This window comes from uncultured Oxalicibacterium sp. (genome assembly GCF_913776015.1).
Taxonomy (GTDB): domain Bacteria; phylum Pseudomonadota; class Gammaproteobacteria; order Burkholderiales; family Burkholderiaceae_D; genus Oxalicibacterium.
Map to the genome: position 1 here is coordinate 1 of NZ_CAJYMD010000035.1, position 23,517 is coordinate 23,517.

A 23,517-nucleotide genomic window follows, 5' to 3' on the forward strand; every position below is an offset into this window, starting at 1 on the left:
ATTTCACCGACGGCATTCTGATCGCGGCTGCGTTCCTCGCCGATCCGCATTTGGGCATCATGACCGGGCTGGCGATCATCGCGCATGAAATCCCGCAGGAAATCGGCGATTTCATCGTGCTGCTCAATGCCGGTTTCAGCCGTGCGCGCGCTTTTGCCTACAACATCATTTCAGGACTGACTGCGGTGCTGGGTGGCTTGCTCGGCTATTTCACGCTCGACCGTTCGCAGGAATGGATTCCGTATGTGCTGGTCTTTGCTTCGTCGGGGTTCATCTACATTGCCGTGAGCGATCTGATGCCGCAGATGCAGCGTCGTGCCACATTGCGCGAGACGATTCCGCAAGTGATTCTGATTGCGCTGGGCGTGGGGATTGTGTTGTTTTTGACGGGGCATTCGCACGCGCATTGACCTAGGATTTGCGATGCCCGGTTGAATATAAAGCAGCTTGTGCACAGGAAGTGCCGGGCTGCTTTTTTATTGGTTCTGGTGTTTCTTTGTGAAGGTTTGCCGGAGGTAGCCTCGGCGGCTATCTACTTTCTTTGCGTTCGCCAAAGAAAGTAGGGCAAAGAAAGGCGACCGCACTGCCGCTGCCCTTGCGGGGTTCCCATTGAAGTGAAGGGAAAAGTGGGAAGTGAGCGAAACTCACACTGTGCTCTTACAGGGGGCACATCTGCTTGGAAGCGAATACCGATTCGCAGGCAAGGAGCATGCTCCGCGAAATCCCTGCCACACCTCGGACAACGCTTACTTCTTATTCCATTTTCTGCATCGCTTCAATGGCATCGTCAAAGCGCACGCACCGATCCGGCTCGCCTGCCGGATTACCGTTTGCCAAGCGGTGTTTTTGCGATGCAATCCGGCGGATGCTAGTCGCATGGGATATCAGGCAATCGGCCTTTTTGGATCGGCGCACCATTCACTCCATGAACCCGGATAAAGCGCGGCGCCATATAGGCCTGCGATCTCCAGTGCCAGCAGATTGTGGCAGGCTGTTACGCCCGAGCCGCATTGCATAATGGCTTGCGCAGGATCGTCGATGAGCTTCAGCCACTCTTCGCGTAATTGCTCTGGATTCTTGAAACGGCCGTCGGCGTTCAGATTGTCTTTGTAGAAGCGGTTGCGTGCGCCGGGGATGTGCCCACCGACCGGATCGATGGTTTCGTTTTCTCCGCGGTAACGGTCTGGTGCGCGTGCATCGACAAGTGTTTGGCGTTGCGCTTCGACGTTGTAGAGCACTTCCGACACATCGACCTGTCTGGTCAGCATGCCGCGATCGCGCAGTGTGTCGGGCTGGGTTGCCGTCGGTATTGCAGTCGTGCTTGGCAATTCGTGGGCAAGCCAGTCTTGCCAGCCACCATCGAGCACAGCGACGGCCTTGTGGCCGACCCAACGCAGCATCCACCACAACCGCGCGGCGAACGTCCCGCCGTGTGCATCATAGACGACGACTTGCGTGTCTTCGTCAATGCCCCAGCGTTGCAGCGTGGCGATGAAGCTGGCGCGGTCGGGGAGTGGGTGGCGTCCGCGAAAGCTGCCATCGGCTGCGATGGTTTCTCCTGCCAGATCGTGATCGAGATGTGCAAAGTATGCGCCGGGAATGTGTCCTTGCGCATAGGCGTCGCGGCCGGCATCGGGATTGCCGAGATCGTGGCGACAATCGATGACGATCCATGCCGGATCGTTTAAATGTTGTGACAGGGTTTCGGCGGTAATCAGCGTGCTGAAGGTCATGGCATTCCTTGGCTGCGTTGTGAGCGGTACACCGCGTGATCGGTCACTGACTTTGTTCAAAGTTCGCTGGCAATCGGATCGGGCGGCGGTGCCTTTTTGCTAGGGCGTGTGTTGCGGATATTGTAGAACGTCGCGACCAGTCCGCTGACGAGAATGATGGCGATGCCGCTCCAGCCGAACAGACCGAGAATGTCGCTCCAGATCAGTACGCCCCACAAGCTCGAAAAGACGATGCCCGTGTATTGCAGATTGGCTGTCACCAGCGTGTTGCCGAGACGGTAGGCGCGCGTCATGGCGATCTGCGCGAGTGCCGCCAATACGCCGATCCCGAGCAACAGCGACAGGCCGTAGGCGGTGTGCGAGCGCATCAGATGGGTTGGGGCGCCATCGACACCGGTCCCGAACAATGTGCCGCCAAGCCCGGCCAGCAATCCCGTCAGCGAAAAATAGAACACGACGCGTGATTCGGGTTCGCCCTGTTGTCCCAGATGACGCACTTGCAGGTAGGCGAGGGCAGAGAGGAAGCCTGAGCAAACACCGATCATGCCGCCCAGCAATTGATCCTGATGAATGGCTGGTCGTAGCAACAGCGTTACGCCGATGAAGCTGGCAACGATGGCTGTCACCAAGCCCCACTCGAAACGACGCGAGCCATTACGCCACGCGATGAAAAACAGGATGCCGGAAATCCAGATTGGCGCCATGTAGTTGAGTGTCATCGCCGTCGCGAGTGGCAATAGCCCGATGGCAATGAACCATAGCCACAAGGCCGTGGTGCCGACAGCGCAGCGCCACAGATGCGCCCAGATCAGACGTGTTCGGAGCGTGCCGCCGCGCTGCAGGATCAGGATGTAGATGAACAGCACGCCGATGGCACCGCGATACATGATGATCTCGGCAACCGAATAGGTTTCGGATGCGAGTTTGACGCACACGCCCATGATGGAAAACATGAAGGTGGCGAACAGCATCCAGAGCGATTGCATGGGGAAACGAAAAAGAGTGTGGTGCGGAGCAAGCCGACCGCGGATTAAAAAATGGCGAAGCGACGAACGAGGGCGCGCTTCCTTGGTGAGCCGGAAAAGATACAGCTAAAAACAAAACCGGCCAGAATGCATCCGGCCGGTTTCGTGAGCAAACATCAAACGGCTATCTGGCGGCGATACCATTCGTGGAAGTGTTGCATGCCATCTTCCATTGGCGACTGATATGGGCCGACTTCATTGACGCCGCGATCGAGCAGAATCTTGCGTCCGGCATCCATGCGCAGCCCGATTTCATCGTCCTCTTCGCAGGTTTCCATGTAGGCGGCGCGTTCGGCTTCGATGAACTCGCGCTCGAACAGCACGATTTCTTCGGGATAGTAAAACTCGACGACATTAGTGGTTTTCTGCGTGCCGGTTGGCCACAATGTGGAGACTGCCAACACATGCGGATACCACTCGATCATGATGTTCGGGTAGAGCGTCAGCCAGATCGCGCCATACGGCGGTGCTTCGCCATTGCGGAACTTGAGAATCTGTTCCTGCCACTTCTTGTACTTGGGCGAGCCATGCTTGGCCAGCGCGTGATTGACGCCCACGGTTTGCACGCTGTAATGCTCGCCGAATTCCCACTTGAGATCGTCACAGGTAACGAAGCTGCCGAGGCCCGGATGGAAGGGCTCGACGTGGTAATCCTCAAGATAGACCTCGATGAAGGTTTTCCAGTTGTAGTCGCATTCGTGAACTTCGACGTGGTCGAGCATGTAACCGCTGAAATCGAGGTCCTTGGTGACGTTCAGGTTCTTGAGCATGCCGGCCACATCCACACCATTCTGTTCGAACAGCAGGCCGTTCCAGTTTTGCAATGGCGTCTTGGAAAGATTCAGGCATGGCGTTTCGCCGAAATGCGGCGCGCCGATCAATTCGCCCTTGAGATCGTACGTCCAGCGGTGCAGCGGGCACACCAGCGTATTGGCATTGCCGCGGCCATTGAACATTTTCGCCTGACGATGGCGACAGACGTTGGACAGCAGTTCGATTCCCTGTGGATTGCGGACCAGCATGCGGCCCTCGTTTTCCCATGCGAGCGTGGCAAAGTCGCCGACGTTCGGCACCATCAATTCATGACCGGCGTATTGCGGACCCTGACGGAAAAGTTGCTGGATTTCCTGCTTCAGCAAGCCCTCATCGAAATAGACGTTGACCGGAAGCTGCGCGTTCGAGCGCACGAGTTTGGCGAGATTAGCCAGATCGGACATCCCCTACCCCCAAATTAATTTGCACCAACCTAAGAGAGAAAGAATCCGCAAAAACCTTGAATCAAACGAGATGATGAGGCAATTTTGGACAGAACCAAGGATTATAACCCAAGCTTTTCCCCTCGGACAGCGCGCCAGACCTCATCAATGCTGATTTTTGAGGGGATCGCGGTGTTTTGCGTGGCGGCGGGAAATGCGTCATCGTTGTCATCGCATGGTTTGGCCCACCTGCGGGCAGGTCGTTGAATTTCAAGGGGAAATCATCATTTCTGCGAAATGTCGCGTAAGGTGGCCACAAGCTGCCGCATTGCCGTGCCATACCGCACCGGGACGGGTGGATTGCACTAAAATAGCGGGCTAAACCTTTTTTCGGCTGTTATGTCCAAGAAACCATCTGCAACTGCTGCGCCGGCTGCTTCCTTCGAGGAAGCGATGGCAGAACTCGAACAACTCGTGGCGCGCATGGAGGCGGGCGAATTGCCGTTGGAGGCATCGGTCGCCGCGTACAAGCGCGGTTCCGAACTCGTCAAGTATTGTGCGGCCCAGCTTGAAAAGGTCGAAGCGCAGGTGAAGGTGCTGGAAGGCGACATGCTCAAGCCATTTCAATCGGATGACAATGAGGCCGACGCATGAGCGCGCCTTTCGATCTCTGGATGAAGGATGTACAGGCGCGCATGGAAGCGGCGTTGCTGCGTCATCTGCCACCGGATCAACAGATTCCGGTGCGCTTGCATGAAGCCATGCACTATGCGGTGCTGGACGGTGGCAAGCGCGTGCGGCCTCTGCTCGTGCATGCGGCGGGTGCCTTGTTCGATGCGCCACAGGCAGAGCTTGAACGTGCCGGCGCTGCGATCGAAATGATTCACGCCTATTCGCTGGTGCATGACGATATGCCGTGCATGGATGACGACGCGCTGCGTCGCGGCAAGCCGACTGTGCATGTGCAGTACGACGAAGCGATGGCGCTGCTGGTGGGCGATGCGCTGCAATCGCAGGCTTTCGACGTGTTGGCGCATGGCGACTTGCTGCCGGCGCAACAACTGGCGATGGTGCGCTTGCTGGCACAGGCATCGGGTTCGCTGGGCATGTGCGGTGGTCAGGCCATCGATCTTGCCAGTGTGGGTTTGACGCTGAGCTTGCAGCAACTTGAACAAATGCATCAACTCAAGACAGGTGCCTTGCTGCGTGCAGCGGTCCTGCTGGGCGCGATGGCAGGCAAGCAACTGGATGAAGAGGAAACGGCGGCGCTGGATGCTTACGCAGTCGCCATCGGTCTGGCGTTTCAGGTGGTGGACGATATTCTCGATGCCACGGCCGATTCGGCCACGCTCGGCAAGACGGCGGGCAAGGATGCGGCAGACAACAAGCCGACGTATGTGTCCATTCTCGGCCTTGCACAGTCGCAGGCCCTCGCACAAACATTGCGGTCCGATGCGCATCGCGCACTCGAACCATTCGGAGACAAGGCACGACGCTTGCGTGAAATCGCAGACCTGATCGTGCAGCGGAAGGCATAGTATGGATTTGCTTCAAACAATCAACGATCCGTCCGAGGTGCGGCAACTCTCGCGTCCCCAACTCAAGCAGTTGGCCGACGAGTTGCGTGCATTCGTGCTGGAATCGGTGGCGCAGACCGGTGGCCATCTGTCGTCCAATCTTGGCACCGTTGAATTGACGATCGCATTGCATGCTGTCTTCAACACACCCGAAGATCGCATCATCTGGGATGTCGGCCATCAAACCTATCCGCACAAGATTCTGACCGGTCGCCGCGACCAGATGCATACCCTGCGTCAGCTTCAAGGTATTTCGGGTTTTCCGCGTCGCGATGAAAGTCCGTACGACACGTTCGGCACCGCGCATTCCTCGACCTCGATTTCCGCCGCGCTCGGCATGGCACTGGCAGCCAGGCTCAAGGGCGAAGATCGTCACGCGATTGCCGTAATCGGCGACGGTGCGATGACGGCCGGCATGGCGTTCGAAGCAATGAACAATGCCGGCATTCACGACGACTGCAATCTGCTGGTGGTGCTCAACGACAACGACATGTCGATCTCGCCGCCGGTCGGCGCGCTGAATCGCTATCTGGCGCGCCTGATGTCGGGCCAGTTCTATGCGGCAGCCAAGAATGTCGGCAAGAGCGTGTTGCCGGCACCGGTGCGCGAACTGGCACGCCGCTTCGAGGAACATGCCAAAGGCATGATCGTGCCGGCCACGATGTTCGAGGAATTCGGCTTCAACTACATTGGCCCGATCGACGGTCACGATCTCGATTCGCTGATCCCGACGCTGGAAAACATCAAGCAGTTGAAAGGCCCGCAATTCCTGCATGTGGTGACGCGCAAGGGGCAGGGCTACAAGCTGGCCGAAGCCGATCCGGTGCTGTACCACGGACCCGGCAAGTTCGATCCGGCCGAAGGCGTCAAGCCATCCACTGCAAAGAAAGTGACGTACACCAGTGTGTTTGGCGACTGGCTGTGCGACATGGCGGCTGCCGATGAACGTCTGGTCGGTATCACGCCGGCGATGCGCGAAGGTTCGGGCATGGTGGAATTCGAACGCCGCTTCCCGGAGCGTTATCACGACGTTGGCATTGCCGAACAGCATGCAATCACGTTTGCCGCCGGCATGGCGTGCGAAGGGTTGAAGCCGGTCGTGGCGATTTATTCGACCTTCCTGCAGCGCGGCTACGATCAGTTGATTCACGATGTTGCCTTGCAGAATCTTGATGTGACGTTTGCGCTCGACCGTTCCGGTCTGGTCGGTGCCGATGGCGCGACACACGCTGGCAATTACGATATCGCCTTCCTGCGTTGCATTCCGAACATGGTCATCATGGCGGCATCGGATGAAAACGAGTGCAGGCGCATGCTTTCGACCGGTTTCCAATACAATGGCCCTGCTGCTGTGCGTTATCCGCGCGGTGCCGGTGTCGGCGCCCAGGTCGGCAGCGATCTCGACACGATTCCTCTTGGCACGGCCGAGATCAAACGCGAAGGCAAGAACATTGCCATTCTGGCATTCGGCACCATGGTGGCGCCGAGTGTGGCGGCCGGCGAAGCACTCGATGCGACCGTGGTGAACATGCGTTTCGTGAAGCCGCTCGATATGGCGATGTTGCAAAAACTCGCGGTATCGCATGAGGCCTTCGTGACCGTGGAAGAAGGTTGCATCATGGGCGGTGCGGGCGCGGCGGTGGCAGAAGCGCTTGCAGCGGAAGGAATCGTCAAGCCGTTATTGAATCTGGGCTTGCCGGACCAATTTATCGATCACGGCGATGCCGGTAAATTGCTGGCGATGTGCGGTCTGGATGCCAAGGGCATTGCCGCTTCGATTCGTCAGCGTTTCGACAAGGGTGAGCCACGTTTGGTGGTCAACAACACGCAATAGCAATTCGACTGTAAGGCAGTCAACCCCGCGGATCGTCTTCTTGACGCCGCATTCTTAACAGGTTTGGTGATGAATACTCGCGACCCCGGCATCAATGCCCTCCCCGACGTGCAGAGCACGCCCGATACCCGCCACATCGCGATTCAGCGCGTTGGCGTCAAAGGCGTGCGCTATCCGATCAGCGTCAAGACGGCATCGGGTACGCAGCCATCGGTTGGCACATGGAACATGTATGTGCAATTGCCCGAGCAGGAGAAAGGCACGCACATGTCGCGCTTCATCGCCTTGCTCGAAGACAGTCATGCACCGTTTGATGTTGCGGTCTTCGCCGATCTCATGCGCAAGATGCTGGCCTTGCTCGAAGCCGATGCCGGTCGTATCGAAGTGACGTTCCCTTATTTCATCAACAAGACCGCGCCGGTATCGGGTGTGCAGAGTCTGATGGATTACGAAGTCGGCTTAACTGCCGATCATCGCAATGGCAAGACTGAGGTGACGCTGAAAGTGCTGGTGCCGGTCACCAGCCTGTGCCCATGTTCGAAGAAGATTTCGGCGTATGGTGCGCACAACCAGCGTTCACACATCACCGTGCAGGCGGTGATGGATGGCGACTTCGTTGTCGAGGATCTGATCGCCAAGATCGAAGCGCAGGCATCGTGCGAATTGTGGGGCTTGCTGAAGCGTCCAGACGAGAAATACGTGACAGAGCGTGCGTATGAAAATCCGAAGTTCGTAGAAGATTTGGTGCGCGATGTGGCTGTGATGTTGAATAACGAACCGGCTGTCGTGGCTTACACCCTCGAAGCAGAAAACTTCGAGTCGATCCACAATCACTCTGCCTACGCGTTGATCGAGAAAGACAAGCGCATCGCTTGATTCCTATTCTGCGATTCGTCAAAAAGGCCGCTTGCTAAGCGGCCTTTTGTTTTGCTCAATGCAACTTAAAGCAACTGACAGCTCACATTTCGCGCGGCCGCTCCTTTTCCCACAGCACATCGGTGCCGCCAGCAAAACGGTTCAAGACACGCGCCAGCACGAACAGCAAATCCGAGAGGCGATTGACATACTGTCGTGGTGCCGCGTTGAGTGTTTCCGTTTTTCCCAATGTGATCATCGTGCGTTCGGCACGGCGACAAATCGTGCGGCAGATGTGCGCTTGTGCTGCCGCACGCGAACCGCCGGGCAAAATGAATTCTTTCAGGGGCGGCAGTTCTGCATTGTATTTGGCGAGCAGGGTATCCAGACGGATGACGTGCGCTTCGTGGATCAATACATAGCCGGGAATGCAGAGTTCGCCGCCCAGGTCGAACAGATCGTGCTGGATCGTCAGCAACTCTTCGCGCAGGGCGTCGGGCAGGATTTCGCACAGCAGCAAGCCAATATGCGAATTCAGCTCATCTACATCACCGAGCGCCTGAATGCGCACGGCATCCTTGTCGATGCGCGAGCCATCGCCCAGGCCGGTGGTGCCGGCGTCGCCGGTGCGTGTGGCGATCTTGGAAAGTCTATTGCCCATTTGTCAGCTTTTTCGAAGGAAAACAGCGAGGATACGGGAAATCGTGTCTTTTCGGCATCCAGATCGCGGGAAAGCACGTTTGGACAAACGCATAATATTGTGAACCGGTAAAATTTCATCTTCTTCACCTCGGATTCGAAAAAATTCATGGCCATTCGCCTTCCTCCCGTGCACGCCCTCTCCGCTTTCGAGGCCGCAGCGCGTCACGGTTCGTTTGCGGTTGCAGCAGAAGAGTTGTGCATCACGCCCTCGGCGTTTTCTCACCGTATCCGTTTGCTGGAAGAGTTTGTCGGCGAACGTTTGTTCCTGCGCGATGGGCGCAGCGTCAGCCTGACAGAATTCGGACGCCGCTATCTGGAAGTCGTGCGCGATGCCTTGCGGTCGCTGGCGGATTTTCCGCTACCACACCGCCACACGCCGAGCCAGCCACGCATCAAGATCACGGTGCCGCCGACGTTTGCGCGTTACCTGTTCCTGCCCAACATCACTGAATTCACTGATGCGCATCCCGATGTGACGATCGAGACATTCCTCTCGGTACCGTTGTATGACATGAGTTTGTCGGAAACCGATATCGAAGTACGTTTTGGTGTCGGCAATTATCCCGATCTGATTACGGAAAAGCTGTTCGAAGAACCGGTCTTTCCTGTCGTCAGTCCCGACTATCTGAAACGCATTGGCGGACTCGACAAGCCGGCCGATCTCAAGAAGGCGACGTTGCTGCGTTCTGCGCTGGAGCCGTGGCAGCCGTGGTTCCTCGCCGCCGGTCTTGATTGGCCGGAACCATCGATGGATTTGCGCATCGATGATTTGGGCCTGCTGCTGGAAGCGGTGCGGCACGGCTATGGTGTGGCGCTCACCCGTCGTCACTTTGCGAGCCAGATGATCGAAAAGGGCGAAATTGTGCCGCTGTTCGATGTGGCCCTCGCCACGCCGCAACATGCCTACTATCTGGTATACGAACGCGGCGTGCGCGAACGCCCCGAAGTCGATGCCATGCTCAACTGGATGATGGCGCGCTTCAATACACAACGCTTGTCCTGACCTCCTTCTTCATGTTCTTATAAAGGTGCTGCGCGTACATCCCCTGTGCGCGCAGCTTGCCTGCCGATTGAATTATTTTCACGCGGCAATGACAAAGCTTTCAGTGAATGACGGCGCTTCCGGCTCGCGATGGCGCGGTCATTTCGTTAAACTTGCCCCTTGCTCGCATGATTTGCGAGTCGCTCATTCCATTCATCAGCAAAGGACAGTCACGTGACGACAGCGGTCGCCCAATCAGTCGAACAGCAACGCACGGTCGTCAATGCGTTGCGTGCTGTATTGCCGGAACGCGCCGTATTGTTCGAAGAGGAAGACACCCGGCCTTACGAATGCGATGGCTTGTCTGCCTACGCACAATTGCCGATGGTTGTCGTTCTACCAGATTGCGAAGAGCAGGTTGTGGCTGTGCTCAAGGTATGCAATGCCTTGCGTGTGCCGATTGTGCCGCGTGGCGCCGGTACGGGTTTGTCGGGCGGTGCATTGCCGATTGCGGATGGCGTGGTGCTGTCCACGGCGCGCATGAATCGCATCGTCAAGGTCGATGCCTATGCGCGTACTGCCATCGTGCAGCCGGGTGTGCGTAATCTCGCGATTTCCGAAGCTGTGGCCGAACACGGGCTGTATTACGCGCCCGATCCATCTTCGCAAATTGCCTGCACGATTGGTGGCAACGTTGCCGAAAACTCGGGTGGCGTGCATTGCCTCAAATACGGGCTGACCGTACACAACGTCATGCGTGTGCGCATGGTAACCATCGAGGGCGATGTGGTCGAGCTGGGCAGTGAGGCGCTCGATGCACCGGGCCTCGATCTGCTGGCGGTGTTCATCGGTTCCGAAGGGATGCTGGGTGTCGTGACGGAAGTGACGGTGCGCCTGATTCCCAAGCCGCGTCAGGCACGCGTGATTCTTGCCTCGTTCGATGACGTGGTGAAAGGTGGTAATGCCGTCGCTGGCGTGATCGCGGCTGGCATCATTCCGGCTGGTCTGGAAATGATGGACAAGACGTCCTCGCGCATGGTCGAGCCTTTCGTGAAGGCGGGTTACGACATTGATGCCGAAGCGATTCTGCTGTGCGAGTCGGATGGCATTCCAGAGGAAGTCGATGAAGAAATCGCACGCATGACGGCGGTCTTGCAGCAATCGGGGGCGACGGCGATTGCCGTGTCGCAAACCGAAGCCGAGCGTTTACGGTTTTGGTCGGGACGCAAGAATGCGTTTCCTGCTGCGGGTCGTATTTCGCCTGATTACTACTGTATCGATGGCACGATTCCGCGTCGCGCATTGGCGGATGTATTAATTGGTATTCAGCAGATGGAGTACAAATACGGTTTGCGCTGTGCCAACGTGTTTCATGCTGGCGATGGCAATCTGCATCCGCTGATTCTGTTCGATGCCAATCAGGAAGGCGAATTTCATCGTGCCGAATTGTTCGGTGCTGAGATTCTCGAAATGTGTGTCGAATTTGGTGGCAGCATCACAGGCGAGCACGGTGTCGGCCTCGAAAAAATCAATCAGATGTGCATGCAGTTTTCGCGTGCCGAGCTGGATGCTTTCCTTGGCGTGAAAGCGGCCTTCGATCCACCGTGTCTGCTTAATCCAACCAAGGCAATTCCGACCTTGCATCGCTGTGCCGAATACGGTCGCATGCATGTGCGTCGCGGCATGCTCAAGTTTGCCGACCTGCCGCGTTTCTGATCATGGACCATCAACTCAATCAATTCCGCGATGCGATTCTGCATGCTGCTGACCAGGGGCAGGCACTCTGTCTGCGCGGCGGTGGCAGCAAGGACTGGTACGGCCGCGAACCTGTCGGTGAGGTGCTCGATACGCGCGCTTATCACGGCGTCGTCAGCTACGATCCGACCGAACTTGTCATCACGGCACGCGCTGGGACAGCGCTGACCGAGATCGAAGCCCTACTCGCGCAGCAAAACCAGATGCTGGCGTTCGAGCCGCCACATTGCGGCGCTGGCGCGACAGTCGGTGGCATGGTTGCTGCCGGTTTGGCCGGGCCGCGCCGTGTCGCCGTCGGCAGCGTACGCGACTTCGTGCTTGGCGCTGCCATGATGGATGGCAAAGGCGAGCTCCTGCATTTCGGTGGACAGGTCATGAAGAATGTCGCGGGCTACGATGTATCGCGACTGATGGCCGGATCGTTGGGCACACTGGGTTTGTTGCTCGAAGTCTCGCTCAAGGTATTGCCACGACCATTTGCCGAAACCAGCGTGCGGCTTGCTGTCAGCGAGGAAGAAGCGATTCGCCGTCTCAATGAATGGGGCGGTCAACCCTTGCCGATTTCAGCCAGTGCCTGGTGCGATGGCATATTGGTTGTGCGTTTGTCCGGTGCGTTGGCTGCGATCAAGTCGGCGCGCGAATGGATTGGTGGCGATGAGGTGCATGACGCCGATACCTTCTGGATCGCGATGCGTGAACAGAGCAATGATTTCTTTGCGCAGGCGCCGGTTTTGTGGCGTTTGTCCGTTCCTTCCACAACGCCACCGCTATCCTTGCCCGGCGAGCAGCTGATCGAGTGGGGCGGTGCGCAGCGCTGGTTGCGTACGCACGATGCCTCGCCGCAAACGATGGCGCTGGTGCGTGCTGCCGCGAAAGATGCGGGCGGTCACGCAACCCTGTTCCGTGGCGGCGATCGCTCTGGCGAAGTCTTCCAGCCACTCGCACCTGCTGTCGAACGCATTCATCGCAATCTGAAAAAAACATTTGACCCCAGTGGCATCTTCAATCCGGGCCGCCTGTACGCGGGCTTCTGATTGCCAACGATACTCAGGTAATAATCGATGCAAACCAATCTGGCCGATTTCATCCGTGATACGCGCGAAGGCAAGGAAGCCGACGCCATCCTGCGCAGCTGCGTGCATTGCGGCTTTTGCACGGCAACTTGCCCAACCTATCAATTGCTCGGCGATGAGCTCGATGGACCACGCGGTCGCATCTATTTGATCAAGCAGGTGCTCGAAGGCAAGACGCCCACGGCGAAGACGCAGGAGCATCTTGATCGCTGCCTGACGTGTCGCAACTGCGAAAGCACTTGTCCATCAGGTGTGCAGTACGGGCGTTTGATCGACATCGGGCGCAAGGTGGTATCTGACCGCGTTGCCTATAAACCGATCCAGAAATTCAAGCGTGCCTTGTTGCGCGAACTGCTGCCACGCAAGAATGTTTTCGGTCCCGCAATGAAAATCGGTCAGCTCGTTCGGCCGATGCTGCCCGCCGCGTTGCGCGAGAAAGTTCCTGCACGACAGCCCTCCGGCATCTGGCCCACACGTCAACATACACGAACGATGTTGTTGTTGGATGGTTGCGTGCAGCCTTCGATGGCACCGAACATCAATGCCGCAACGGCACGCGTCTTCGATGCGCTCGACGTGCAATTACTGGTTGCGCAAAAGGCCGGCTGTTGCGGTGCGATTCGTCATCATATGAACGATCACGATGGCGCGCTCGATCAGGCGCGGAACAACATCGATGCATGGTGGCCCGCCATCGAATCCGGCGCGGAAGAGATCGTCATGACCGCTTCGGGTTGCGGCGTGATGGTCAAGGACTACGGTCATTTGCTTGCGCATGATCCTGCCTATGCGGAAAAGGCATTGCACGTTTCCGGCATGACCAAAGACCTCAGCGAAATTCTTCCCGAATTCGAAGCGCAACTGATGGAACGCCTTGCGGGCAAGATCGATCAGCGCGTCGTCTGGCACCCACCCTGCACGCTGCAACACGGCCAGCAGATTCGTGGCAAGGTCGAAGGTGTATTGCGCGCAGTCGGCGTTGATGTGCAGCTGTGCAAGGACAGTCATTTGTGCTGTGGTTCTGCCGGTACCTACTCGGTATTGCAACCCGAACTCTCCCACCAACTGCGCGATCGCAAGATCGCCAATCTCGAAGCGACCGGAGCCGATACGATCGTCTCGGCAAACATCGGTTGTCTCACGCATTTGCAGGGTGGGACGCAGAAGCCGGTAAGGCACTGGATTGAGTTGATTGACGGCGCGCTCACAGCAAGCCAGCAAGCATGAGCACAGGGGACAGCATGCGCGTCATGAAAATGAAGTGGCTGTTTTTCTTTGTCGTTGCGGTTTTTTCGTCGACTGCATTCGCCCAACTGAGGATTGGCGAGTTTGTTCTCGGTACGCCTAAAGCAGGCGTGCTGCCGCTTCTGCAACAAAAGTTCCAGTCAGTCGGTTTGGTTTCTGAAAGTCGTTATCAGTTGCCTGTCAAACTGGTTTCAGCGGTCGAGCCAAAGAATGATTATCGGTTGGGGGATTTTCAAATCACCAAGATCAATGCGTTTTTCAATGAGGCCGATTTGTTAAGTCAGATCGAGATTGTTCTCAATACGACGCAACTCGAGGAGGTGAAGAAAATCATTCCGTATGTCGAACGTTCGCAGTTGGAGCCCATCTTCAAGGATACGTGGGAGATTTCTCTCAACGATGGGGAAATCGTTTATTTCACCAGTCGTTTATCCGACACCACACAGATCATGCTGGCGGACAAGCCCACGTCGATAAAAAATATCGAAGCCAGACGCAGGAGCAATCTCCGGTTCAAGAATCTGGGCGATAAGATCGATGGTCTGATCGATACGCTGAAAGATCAGCAGACAACCAGTGGAAAGTGAAGCATGCGTTTCGCAATGATGTCGCATGTTCAAGCTGCTGACGAGGAGCGTCGATATGCAAATTGAATGTACACATCACATCGATGCCAGCGAGCCCGATGCAGACGGTGCATATGACTATTATTACGAGTACGATTTCTATCGGTTTTCTGACGATGGTATTTGCCTGTTCGCGCGCAGTTACGCCGACAGCGCGGATGAAGCGCATTTTCTGAACATGGAAGTCGGTGAAGTCTCGCGGCTGTTGATGGATGACGATCTTACACATCCGCTATTTGTTTCTGCGTGCGACTATCTTAGACGCGAAGGAAAGATGCATCTGAATTGGTTGAGCGGGCGGGGTAATGGCTACGAGGCGGTGCCTGCCATGTGAGAGGCTTTCGTCAGGATTCTGGCTGAACCAATCATGCTGTCTTGAGTAATGTTTCGATTTCATCCGATAGTTTCATCGGATTCGTCTGCGGTGCATGGCGCGAGACGATCTTTCCATTTCTATCCACCAGAAATTTGGTGAAATTCCACTTGATGCCTTCGCTACCGAGCAGGCCTGGCGCTTCATGCTTGAGCCAAGCAAACAAAGGCTCGGCATCTTTTCCATTGACATCGATTTTCGCAAACAGGGGAAAGGTCACGCCGAAGTTGCGTTCGCAAAAGGTGCCGATGGCATCGGCATCCCCGGGTTCCTGACGGCCGAACTGGTTGCAGGGGAAGCCGAGTACGGCAAAGCCCTGATCCTGAAATTGTTCGTGCAGCGCCTGCAATTGCTTGTATTGCGGCGTGAAGCCGCATTCGCTGGCGGTATTGACGATTAACAGTACCTTGCCGCGATATTCAGCGAGCGAGACGGGTGCGCCAGTGAGCGAAGTAACCGTGAAATCGTACAGTCGGCTCATACAATCCCCAGATGTTCGGTGCCACGATTATGGTCACGGTGTTGTGCTTCCTTGCCGTGCAGTTTGATCGAGAGGCGCAGGTCATTGACGGAGTCTGCGTTGCGCAGCGCGTCTTCGTAGGAAATCTTGCCGGCTTCGTAGAGATCGAAAAGCGCCTGATCGAAGGTTTGCATGCCGAGTTCGCGTGATTTCTTCATGATCTCCTTGATCTCGTGTACATCCCCCTTGAAGATCAGATCGGAAATCAACGGTGAGTTCAGCATCACTTCGACGGCGACACAACGGCCCTTGGTATCTTTTAGCGGAATCAGGCGTTGCGAAATCATCGCTTTCAGATTCAGCGACAGATCCATCAGCAACTGTTGCCGCCGTTCTTCGGGGAAGAAGTTGACGATGCGATCGAGCGCCTGATTCGAGCTGTTGGCATGCATGGTGGCCAGACAGAGGTGGCCGGTTTCGGCGAAGGCGATGGCATAGTCCATTGTTTCGCGATCGCGAATCTCGCCGATGAAGATCACATCGGGTGCTTGTCGCAATGTGTTCTTCAAGGCGATGCCCCAGTCATCGGTATCGACGCCGACTTCACGTTGCGTGATTACGCAGTTCTTGTGCGGATGCAGGAACTCGACCGGATCTTCAATCGTGATGATGTGGCCATAGCTATGTTCGTTGCGATGGCCGATCATGGCGGCCAGCGTGGTCGATTTGCCCGAGCCGGTCGCGCCGACCATGATGACGAGGCCGCGCTTGGTCATCACGATGTCTTTGAGACTATTCGGGACGCCGAGCTTGTCGATGTCGGGAATCGCCGTGGTGATGGTACGCAACACCATGCCGACCTTGCCTTGCTGCACGAAGGCAGAGACACGAAAACGGCCGATGCCGCCGGGGCTGATCGCGAAGTTGCATTCCTTCGTTGCTTCGAATTCCGCAGCCTGCTTGTCGCTCATGACGGCGCGTGCCAGTTCGACGGTGTGCGCAGCGGTCAGTGGCTGGTTGGATACCTGCGTCATCTTGCCATCGATCTTGAAGGCAGGCGGAAAATCCGCCGTGATGAACAGATCGGAACCGTTCTTGCTGACCATGAGGCGCAGCAGATCGTGCATGAATTTGGTGGCCTGATCGCGTTCCATGATGCGTTTCCTTCTCGTGTTCGATAGCTCGGTCGGTGAGCATATGTTTTCTTGCTAGCGTTCCCGGCAGTTTGCCTTTTTTAAGGTATGGTGTTGCAAGGCATTCTTGCCTCACATCGCTACCTGCACGTTGCTTGGATGACGACGTAAAACATGCCTTGGTTTTTCCAAACTTATCCCGGGAAGTTCTCCGGGATCTTGGCGGCTGAACGCGCCGTCACGCTCGAAATCACATTGCGTCGCACGAGATCGGTCAGATTGGCATCCAGCGTTTGCATGCCCATGCTGGCGCCGGTCTGAATGGCCGAATACATCTGTGCGATCTTGGCTTCGCGGATCAGATTGCGAATGGCCGGCGTGCCAAGCATGATCTCGTGCGCGGCAACGCGGCCGGTCCCATCCTTGGTTTTCAACAGCGTTTGTGAAATGACGGCTTGCAGCGATTCCGACAGCATCGCACGCACCATTTCCTTTTCTTCACCGGGGAAGACGTCGATGATACGGTCCACCGTTTTTGCCGCGGATGACGTATGCAGCGTACCGAATACAAGGTGGCCGGTTTCTGCGGCGGAGAGCGCCAGACGGATGGTTTCGAGGTCACGCAATTCACCGACAAGAATCACGTCTGGATCTTCACGCAACGCCGAGCGTAGCGCGTTCTCGAACGAGTGTGTGTGCGGTCCGACTTCGCGCTGGTTGATCAGGCATTTCTTGGAGTCGTGCACGAATTCAATCGGGTCTTCGATCGTCAGGATGTGTGCGTATTCGTTTTCATTGACGTGGTTGACCATCGCGGCCAGCGTGGTCGATTTGCCGGAACCGGTCGGCCCGGTCACGAGAACCAGACCGCGCGGCTTCAATGCCAGTTCGGAAAAAATCTTGGGCGTGTTGAGTTCTTCGAGGCTCAGGATTTTCGAGGGAATCGTGCGCAAGACGGCAGCAGCGCCACGATCTTGATTAAACGCATTCACGCGAAAGCGTGCCAGGCCCGGAATGGAAAACGAGAAATCGACTTCGAGACGGTCTTCATACACCTTGCGCTGGGCGTCGTTCATGATGTCATAGATCATGCTGTGGACGTCCTTGTGCTCCATCGGTGGCAGGTTGATGCGTCGCACATCGCCGTTGACACGGATCATCGGCGGCAGGCCGGCGGAAAGATGCAGGTCGGAAGCCTTGTTCTTGACCGAGAAGGCGAGTAATTCGGAAATGTCCATTTATAATCCCTGAGCCTGCAATGCGGTATTCGCAGTGACGCGCAAGCAGGCGTCCTGCCTTGTTTTTCGCGGATTGCGCCCGATTGTGAAATCAGGCACAACCTTGCTTTAAAGAACTTTGATTATGTCGGGAATAAGCGAGAACTTGCAAGCTGTGCAGCGCCGTATCGGCGAGGCTGCAGACAATGCGCAACGTCCAGCGCAAAGCGTGAACCTGTTGGTCGTTTCCAAGACTTTCGGGGCAGATGCCGTGATCGAGGCGGCGGCCACCGGACAGCGCGCCTTTGGAGAAAACTATCTCCAGGAATCGCTGGATAAAATGGCAACGGTCGAGTCGGCACGGCCCGATCTGGATCTGGAGTGGCATTTCATTGGTCCGATCCAGAGCAATAAAACCAAGCCAATCGCCACGCATTTCGATTGGGTGCATTCGGTCGATCGTGAAAAGATCGCGCAGCGGCTTTCCGATCAGCGACCAGATGACCTGCCGCCTTTGAATATCTGCTTGCAGGTCAATATCAGTGGTGAGGCGAGCAAGAGCGGTTTTGCGCCGGAGGCGGTCATCGAGGCAGCGCAGCGCATTGCCAGCTTGCCGCGGCTACGCTTGCGTGGTTTGATGGCGATACCGGAGCCGGAAGACGACCCGCAGCGCCAGCGCCTGCCGTTCCGGCAGATGCATGCCTTGTATCTGCAGCTGCAACAGCAATTGCCCGGCTTGCAAATCGATACATTATCGATGGGGATGTCAGGTGATCTCGATGCCGCCATTGCGGAAGGTGCGACCATCGTGCGCGTTGGTTCGGCCATTTTTGGAACGAGAAATTATGCAAAACAATAATCTGAAAATCAGCTTCATCGGTGGCGGCAACATGGCTGCTGCCCTGATCGGTGGCCTTGCCGACAAACTTACAGCCGGCGCGAATATCCATGTCGTGGATATCAATCTCGAGGCACTCGCGAGGCTGCAGCAGCAATTCGGTATTACTACGAGTGGCGAGATCGATGCTGCGCTGGCGAATAGCGATGTGATCGTGCTGGCCGTCAAGCCGCAACAGATGAAAGGCGTGGTGACGCAACTGCTGCCGCATATCGGCAAGCAATTGATCTTGTCGATTGCCGCGGGCATTCGTGCCGCTGATCTGTCGCGCTGGATGGGTGGGCACGATGCCATCGTGCGTACCATGCCCAATACGCCAGCCTTGATTGGCAAGGGTGTGACCGGCATGGTGGCAACCGAAGGCGTGAGCGCGCAGCAGCGCGAGATCGCCGATGCCATTCTGCGTGCGGTCGGCGAGACAGTATGGTTGGCGGACGAATCACAGATCGATTCGGTGACGGCTGTATCCGGCAGTGGGCCGGCCTATGTGTTCTATTTTCTCGAAGCGATGCAGCAGGCTGCGCAGGAATTGGGCCTGACGGCCGAGCAGGGAAATGCGCTTGCGGTGTCGACCTTCGTTGGGGCAGCACAACTTGCCGCGCAATCGAGCGATCCCGTATCCGTGCTGCGTGAGCGCGTGACATCGAAAGGCGGAACAACGTATGCGGCGCTCTGCACGATGGAGCAGTTCGATGTGAAAGGCGCGATCATCAAGGCGATGAAGGCGGCAGCCTCTCGCGGACGTGAGCTTGGTGAAGAGTTCGGTAAGGATTGATCGGCGTGTTCTTTGCCGAGGAACGAAGAAACACAAGCAAAAGCTATGAAAAGATCGAACAGAAACGCCACTGCACATATCATGAAAGCTCGTTCGAGTCTGATGGCTCGCTTAGGCATGTTGGTATTGTCTACTGCATCTTTCGGCGTGCATGCGCAAGAGACACTTGCACCGGGAAGTGTCACCTATACCTGCTGCAATCTGCATTACGACCGTGACTGGATCAGTGACGCCAACTGGGCCACGTTACCTTTCTTTCCTGCGGGTTCGCGTATTGCACTGGTGGACTATCGGCGCAACTATGCCAGCGTCTATGTCGAAGGCAAGCGCATGTACATCGGACACGATTACGGTGGCGAGCAAGAGACGCGCGAGCAATTTGTGGAGCGCCTGATCGTCAAGGAAGATCCCAAGCTCAGAATGGCCACTTACGCACCCGACGTCCAGGCTGCGATTCGTGCCGCGAAGGTAATGCCAGGCATGACGCAGGAACAGGTCATCATGTCACTCGGTTATCCGCGGGCCGATACCACGCCCGACCGTCAATCGAACGAATGGACCTATTGGACCTTGGACGCGCAGCAATACACGATTGTGTGGAATGCTGCAAAACGCGTACAGAGTATCGAGGCAGCTTTGCCAGTGAAACGGCAGGTCGCTTTCGATCCAGCTATGAGATAACGTTTCTTCGCATCTTCCAAAAAACGCGCCTTGGCGCGTTTTTTTTTCTGATGTCTGAAAGAAATTTCTCGCATGAACAGGAAGTGCCCTTGTCAGTATTCGCTTACATAAATTTACGACGCAATCCGATAGGTCGATGCGGCAGGTATTCCTTATCGTTTAAGGACGATCCGAAAGAAATGATCCACCACTGAAAAGGAGATACGCATGCAACCATTCCGCAAAGTTCATACGCTTGGATTCGCCCTCGCTGTTGCCCTTGGAGGTTTCTCTGTCGCTCATGCCGATCCCGCACCAACTGCACAAGCTGCCACTGGTGCAGCAACCCAGTCAGGCAAGTCAACGCTGAATGCAACCGAGCGCCAGATGCTGACCCGCATTGCGCAAGCAAACATGGCGGAAGTCGCAGCAGCGGAACTGGCGAAAACCAAATCCAGCGATCCTGAAGTATTGAAGTTTGCTGACCAGATGATCAAGGATCATACCCAAGGACTCAAAGATGTCAGCGAGGTGGCATCTCGTACAGGTGTGACATTGCCAAAAGATGCGGGGCGGGCACATGCCAAAACCTTGAAAGAATTGAATGGGTTGAGCGGTAAGAAGTTCGATCAGCAATATATGGCTAAAGTTGGCGTAGAAGCGCATCAGGAAACCAAGCGCTTGGTGGAGAATCTCCGTCAATCCGATAACGCTGAACTGAAAGCCTTGGGTGAAAAAATGATGCCTGTAATCGAATCACATCTGAAAATGGCACAGAAACGCAAGCCTGCGAAATAATGCGTTAACAGTCACATTATCGATAAGCGCCGTGATCAAAGATCACGGTGCTTTTTTATTTTTCCACTGCACCACGACTGACATTATCGCCATCGTGTGGCTTGAGTAACCAGAATGAAAGAGACGACAGTAGTGTCAGACCGCCTAATGTCAGGAACGCATGATGCAAGGCATCGGTAACTGCAACGCGATCGGACTGCGGCAGATCGCCGAGATACCAGCCGGCAACGATGGATGCGAAGGCCAGGCCGAAGCTGACCGACAACTGCTGCAGTGAACTGGCAATGGTGCTAGCCATACTGGCTTGTTCAACCGACACATCGGCATACGCCATCGAATTCATGCTCGAGAACTGCAGGGAATTGAAGAAGCCTTGCGCCAGGCTGATGGCAACGATGAAGGCGAGAGGCGTGCTGCTATCGACCAAGGCAAACAGGCTGATCGTCAGGCCGATCATGACGGTATTGACCATCAGTACATTGCGATAGCCGAACTGCCGTAGCACACGAATTGAAATGACTTTCATGAACATGGCAGCAGCTGCCGACGGCATCATCAACAAGCCGGATTGCCATGCCGGCAGGCCCAGTCCAATCTGGTAGAACAGCGGTAGCAAAAATGGCATACCGCCCAGGCCAAGCCGTGTAATGAAACCGCCGGCAACTGCAATGCGGAATGTGCGCACGCGGAATAGGGCTAATTCAAGCAAGGGATACAGATGATGGCGCGCATGCCAGAGATAGGTGGCAAGCAAAGCGAGAGAAAGAAGGAACAGGATGCCAAGCGAGGTATTGTCGAGCCGGTGCTCGCCGAAGATTTCCAGTATCCATGACAGCAGTGCAATGCCGCTACCGAGTAAAACGAAGCCGATCACATCCAGCCGCCTCGACGTTTCGGCACGGTAGTCGGGCATGTGCCGCATGATCATGAAGAGTGTCAGCAAACCGATGGGTACGTTGACCAGAAAGATCGCCTGCCACGGCAGCCAATGCACGATCAGCCCGCCGATGGTGGGGCCGAGTAGCGGGCCGATTAGCGCCGGGATGATCACGAAATTCATTGCCGCCAGCAATTCGGATTTGGCGAAGGTGCGCACGATGGCCAGTCTTCCGACGGGTAGCATCATGGCCGCACCGATTCCTTGTAGAAGACGTGCCGCCACCAGCATCGGCACGTTCGATGCGAGCGCACACAAAAGACAAGAGAACGTGAAGATCGCCACGGCAGTGCCGAACACGCGGCGCGTGCCGAAACGATCGGCCATCCAGCCGCTGATCGGAATGCCGACGGCAAGGCTCAGTACATAACTACTGACCACGGCCTTGAGGCTGAGCGGGGTGACATTCAGGCTGTGCGCGATCGCCGGCACGGCCGTGTTGAGGATGGTCGTGTTCAGGTTTTCCATGAACAGCGCGAGGGCGACCAGCCACGGCAGATAGCGTCTGACGGATTGACTATCCATTGTCGAGGAATCCAGATCGATGAAAGCAAAAGGCGGATCGCATGATCCGCCATGACCACAGCATACGCCGCTGGAACGAACAATGCAGGCGATGTCTGCCGCTACGGCGCGTTTGCTGATGGCTACTTGCAGATGATCATGTAAACCGTGGATTGGTTCTGCGCATGAGCAATTTTTATGAGCGTGGTGTGTGCGGCGTCACATTGTGCATTCATGCCTTGCACATGAATGCGCATGCACAGGGCATCAGGTCCGCAACAGGTAATCGATGAATACGCCAGCGAAGATGGCGGCACCAAGCCAGTTATTGTGATTGAACGCCTTGAAGCATCCTTCACGTTCACGCGTGCGAATCAGAAAATAGTGGTAGACCGCAAAGGCACAGGCGACCAGCAGACCGAGAGCGAACCACGTGCGCAAGCCGAATTGCCAGCCGACTGCGAAGAGGATGCCGAAGCTGGCGGCATAGCAAAACATGACAGCAGCAACATCGAAGCGACCGAAGGTGATGGCCGAGGTTTTCATGCCGAGCTTGAGATCATCGTCGCGATCCACCATGGCGTATTCGGTATCGTAGGCCACGGCCCAGAAAATATTAGCGACCAGCAGCCACCACGCTTCGACCGGCACACTGTTCTGTACGGCGGCGAACCCCATCGGAATGCCGAAACCGAAGGCGATGCCGAGATAGGCCTGTGGAATCGCAAAGAAGCGTTTGAAGTAGGGATAGCTGCCGGCAATGATGACGGCGGCGACCGAAAGCTGCTTGGTCAATGCGTTCAGTTGCAAGATCAGCAGAAAGGCCGTAATCGCCAGCACGGCGGCGACCATGAGCGCCTCGCGCGGACGAATCTTGCCACTCGTGATCGGACGATCGACCGTACGCTTGACGTGCTTGTCGAAATCGCGGTCGGCATAGTCGTTGATGGCGCAACCGGCTGAACGCATGAGTACGGTGCCAAGCGTAAAGATCAGTAGCAACTGCCAGTCGGGAACACCACCCGACGCCATCCACAAGGCCCACAGCGTCGGCCATAGCAACAGCAGAATGCCAATGGGTTTATGCAGGCGAATGAGGCGGAAGTAAAGAGAAAGACGATTCATGCAGCAGGGTGGTCATGGCAGCGCATGGCGCATG

24 protein-coding genes are annotated in these 23,517 nt (G+C 56.3%); 15 read left to right on the top strand and 9 right to left on the bottom strand.

The window, feature by feature from the left end; all coding sequences use genetic code 11:
* Positions 1 to 410, top strand: a 410-nt coding sequence (locus tag QZ725_RS05335) for a ZIP family metal transporter (protein WP_293777104.1), incomplete at its 5' end; no start/stop codon positions are given.
* 474 nt (positions 411 to 884) lie between these two features.
* Here the strand turns inward: QZ725_RS05335 and QZ725_RS05340 are convergent.
* The 3 genes from QZ725_RS05340 to QZ725_RS05350 form a co-directional block, all read right to left on the bottom strand.
* Positions 885 to 1,733, bottom strand: coding sequence for a sulfurtransferase (locus QZ725_RS05340; protein WP_293777105.1), 849 nt, complete (start codon positions 1,731 to 1,733; stop codon positions 885 to 887).
* A gap of 56 nt (positions 1,734 to 1,789) precedes the next feature.
* Positions 1,790 to 2,719: a DMT family transporter gene (locus QZ725_RS05345; protein ID WP_293777106.1), complete on the bottom strand. Its 930-nt coding sequence runs from the start codon at positions 2,717 to 2,719 to the stop codon at positions 1,790 to 1,792.
* A gap of 155 nt (positions 2,720 to 2,874) precedes the next feature.
* Positions 2,875 to 3,975 (bottom strand): aromatic ring-hydroxylating dioxygenase subunit alpha, encoded by a 1,101-nt coding sequence (locus QZ725_RS05350; protein WP_293777107.1) that lies wholly within the window; start codon positions 3,973 to 3,975, stop codon positions 2,875 to 2,877.
* Between the two features lie 378 nt (positions 3,976 to 4,353).
* Between QZ725_RS05350 and QZ725_RS05355 the strand changes: the two genes are divergently transcribed.
* From QZ725_RS05355 to folE2, 4 genes are all read left to right on the top strand, one after another.
* On the top strand, positions 4,354 to 4,608 hold the full coding sequence (locus tag QZ725_RS05355; protein ID WP_293777108.1) for an exodeoxyribonuclease VII small subunit: 255 nt from the start codon (positions 4,354 to 4,356) through the stop codon (positions 4,606 to 4,608).
* Complete coding sequence (locus QZ725_RS05360; RefSeq protein ID WP_293777110.1) at positions 4,605 to 5,492, top strand: polyprenyl synthetase family protein; 888 nt, start codon at positions 4,605 to 4,607, stop codon at positions 5,490 to 5,492. The genes QZ725_RS05355 and QZ725_RS05360 overlap by 4 nt, the downstream gene beginning before the upstream one ends.
* A gap of 1 nt (position 5,493) precedes the next feature.
* Positions 5,494 to 7,365 (top strand): 1-deoxy-D-xylulose-5-phosphate synthase, encoded by a 1,872-nt coding sequence (gene dxs / locus QZ725_RS05365; RefSeq protein WP_293777112.1) that lies wholly within the window; start codon positions 5,494 to 5,496, stop codon positions 7,363 to 7,365.
* Between the two features lie 69 nt (positions 7,366 to 7,434).
* Positions 7,435 to 8,241: a GTP cyclohydrolase FolE2 gene (gene folE2 / locus QZ725_RS05370; RefSeq protein ID WP_293777114.1), complete on the top strand. Its 807-nt coding sequence runs from the start codon at positions 7,435 to 7,437 to the stop codon at positions 8,239 to 8,241.
* An 82-nt stretch (positions 8,242 to 8,323) separates the two neighbouring features.
* Here the strand turns inward: folE2 and QZ725_RS05375 are convergent, their stop codons facing one another.
* Positions 8,324 to 8,881, bottom strand: coding sequence for a cob(I)yrinic acid a,c-diamide adenosyltransferase (locus tag QZ725_RS05375; RefSeq protein WP_293777115.1), 558 nt, complete (start codon positions 8,879 to 8,881; stop codon positions 8,324 to 8,326).
* A 147-nt stretch (positions 8,882 to 9,028) separates the two neighbouring features.
* Here QZ725_RS05375 and QZ725_RS05380 point away from each other — a divergent pair, with 147 nt between their 5' ends.
* From QZ725_RS05380 to QZ725_RS05405, 6 genes are all read left to right on the top strand, one after another.
* On the top strand, positions 9,029 to 9,925 hold the full coding sequence (locus QZ725_RS05380) for a LysR substrate-binding domain-containing protein (RefSeq protein ID WP_293777117.1): 897 nt from the start codon (positions 9,029 to 9,031) through the stop codon (positions 9,923 to 9,925).
* Between the two features lie 213 nt (positions 9,926 to 10,138).
* Positions 10,139 to 11,620, top strand: coding sequence for an FAD-linked oxidase C-terminal domain-containing protein (locus QZ725_RS05385; protein WP_293777118.1), 1,482 nt, complete (start codon positions 10,139 to 10,141; stop codon positions 11,618 to 11,620).
* 2 nt (positions 11,621 to 11,622) lie between these two features.
* On the top strand, positions 11,623 to 12,693 hold the full coding sequence (glcE, locus tag QZ725_RS05390) for a glycolate oxidase subunit GlcE (RefSeq protein ID WP_293777119.1): 1,071 nt from the start codon (positions 11,623 to 11,625) through the stop codon (positions 12,691 to 12,693).
* A gap of 27 nt (positions 12,694 to 12,720) precedes the next feature.
* Entirely contained in the window at positions 12,721 to 13,959 is a 1,239-nt protein-coding gene (gene glcF / locus QZ725_RS05395) for a glycolate oxidase subunit GlcF (protein ID WP_293777120.1), read from the top strand.
* A gap of 14 nt (positions 13,960 to 13,973) precedes the next feature.
* On the top strand, positions 13,974 to 14,564 hold the full coding sequence (locus tag QZ725_RS05400) for a hypothetical protein (protein ID WP_293777121.1): 591 nt from the start codon (positions 13,974 to 13,976) through the stop codon (positions 14,562 to 14,564).
* A gap of 25 nt (positions 14,565 to 14,589) precedes the next feature.
* The gene (locus QZ725_RS05405; RefSeq protein ID WP_293777123.1) at positions 14,590 to 14,937 is read left to right on the top strand and encodes a hypothetical protein; all 348 of its coding nucleotides are present in this window, start codon (positions 14,590 to 14,592) and stop codon (positions 14,935 to 14,937) included.
* Between the two features lie 31 nt (positions 14,938 to 14,968).
* On the opposite strand, the gene QZ725_RS05410 is transcribed toward QZ725_RS05405, so the two are convergent.
* The 3 genes from QZ725_RS05410 to QZ725_RS05420 all read right to left on the bottom strand — a co-directional run bounded on the left by QZ725_RS05410 (position 14,969) and on the right by QZ725_RS05420 (position 17,807).
* Positions 14,969 to 15,457 (bottom strand): glutathione peroxidase, encoded by a 489-nt coding sequence (locus tag QZ725_RS05410; protein WP_293777125.1) that lies wholly within the window; start codon positions 15,455 to 15,457, stop codon positions 14,969 to 14,971.
* Complete coding sequence (locus tag QZ725_RS05415; RefSeq protein ID WP_293777127.1) at positions 15,454 to 16,590, bottom strand: PilT/PilU family type 4a pilus ATPase; 1,137 nt, start codon at positions 16,588 to 16,590, stop codon at positions 15,454 to 15,456. The genes QZ725_RS05410 and QZ725_RS05415 overlap by 4 nt, the downstream gene beginning before the upstream one ends.
* A 173-nt stretch (positions 16,591 to 16,763) precedes the next feature.
* Entirely contained in the window at positions 16,764 to 17,807 is a 1,044-nt protein-coding gene (locus QZ725_RS05420) for a type IV pilus twitching motility protein PilT (protein ID WP_293777129.1), read from the bottom strand.
* 124 nt (positions 17,808 to 17,931) lie between these two features.
* Here QZ725_RS05420 and QZ725_RS05425 point away from each other — a divergent pair, with 124 nt between their 5' ends.
* The 4 genes from QZ725_RS05425 (at position 17,932) to QZ725_RS05440 (ending at position 20,917) form a co-directional block, all read left to right on the top strand.
* Positions 17,932 to 18,645, top strand: a complete 714-nt coding sequence (locus tag QZ725_RS05425) for a YggS family pyridoxal phosphate-dependent enzyme (protein WP_293777131.1) — start codon at positions 17,932 to 17,934, stop codon at positions 18,643 to 18,645.
* Complete coding sequence (gene proC, locus QZ725_RS05430) at positions 18,632 to 19,459, top strand: pyrroline-5-carboxylate reductase (protein WP_293777132.1); 828 nt, start codon at positions 18,632 to 18,634, stop codon at positions 19,457 to 19,459. The genes QZ725_RS05425 and proC overlap by 14 nt, the downstream gene beginning before the upstream one ends.
* A gap of 81 nt (positions 19,460 to 19,540) precedes the next feature.
* The gene (locus tag QZ725_RS05435; RefSeq protein ID WP_293777134.1) at positions 19,541 to 20,140 is read left to right on the top strand and encodes a hypothetical protein; all 600 of its coding nucleotides are present in this window, start codon (positions 19,541 to 19,543) and stop codon (positions 20,138 to 20,140) included.
* A gap of 207 nt (positions 20,141 to 20,347) precedes the next feature.
* The gene (locus tag QZ725_RS05440; RefSeq protein WP_293777135.1) at positions 20,348 to 20,917 is read left to right on the top strand and encodes a DUF4142 domain-containing protein; all 570 of its coding nucleotides are present in this window, start codon (positions 20,348 to 20,350) and stop codon (positions 20,915 to 20,917) included.
* Between the two features lie 55 nt (positions 20,918 to 20,972).
* On the opposite strand, the gene QZ725_RS05445 is transcribed toward QZ725_RS05440, so the two are convergent.
* Both QZ725_RS05445 and ubiA read right to left on the bottom strand, forming a co-directional pair.
* On the bottom strand, positions 20,973 to 22,379 hold the full coding sequence (locus QZ725_RS05445) for an MFS transporter (protein ID WP_293777137.1): 1,407 nt from the start codon (positions 22,377 to 22,379) through the stop codon (positions 20,973 to 20,975).
* Between the two features lie 246 nt (positions 22,380 to 22,625).
* Positions 22,626 to 23,483, bottom strand: coding sequence for a 4-hydroxybenzoate octaprenyltransferase (ubiA, locus tag QZ725_RS05450; protein WP_293777138.1), 858 nt, complete (start codon positions 23,481 to 23,483; stop codon positions 22,626 to 22,628).
* Positions 23,484 to 23,517: the final 34 nt, after the last annotated feature.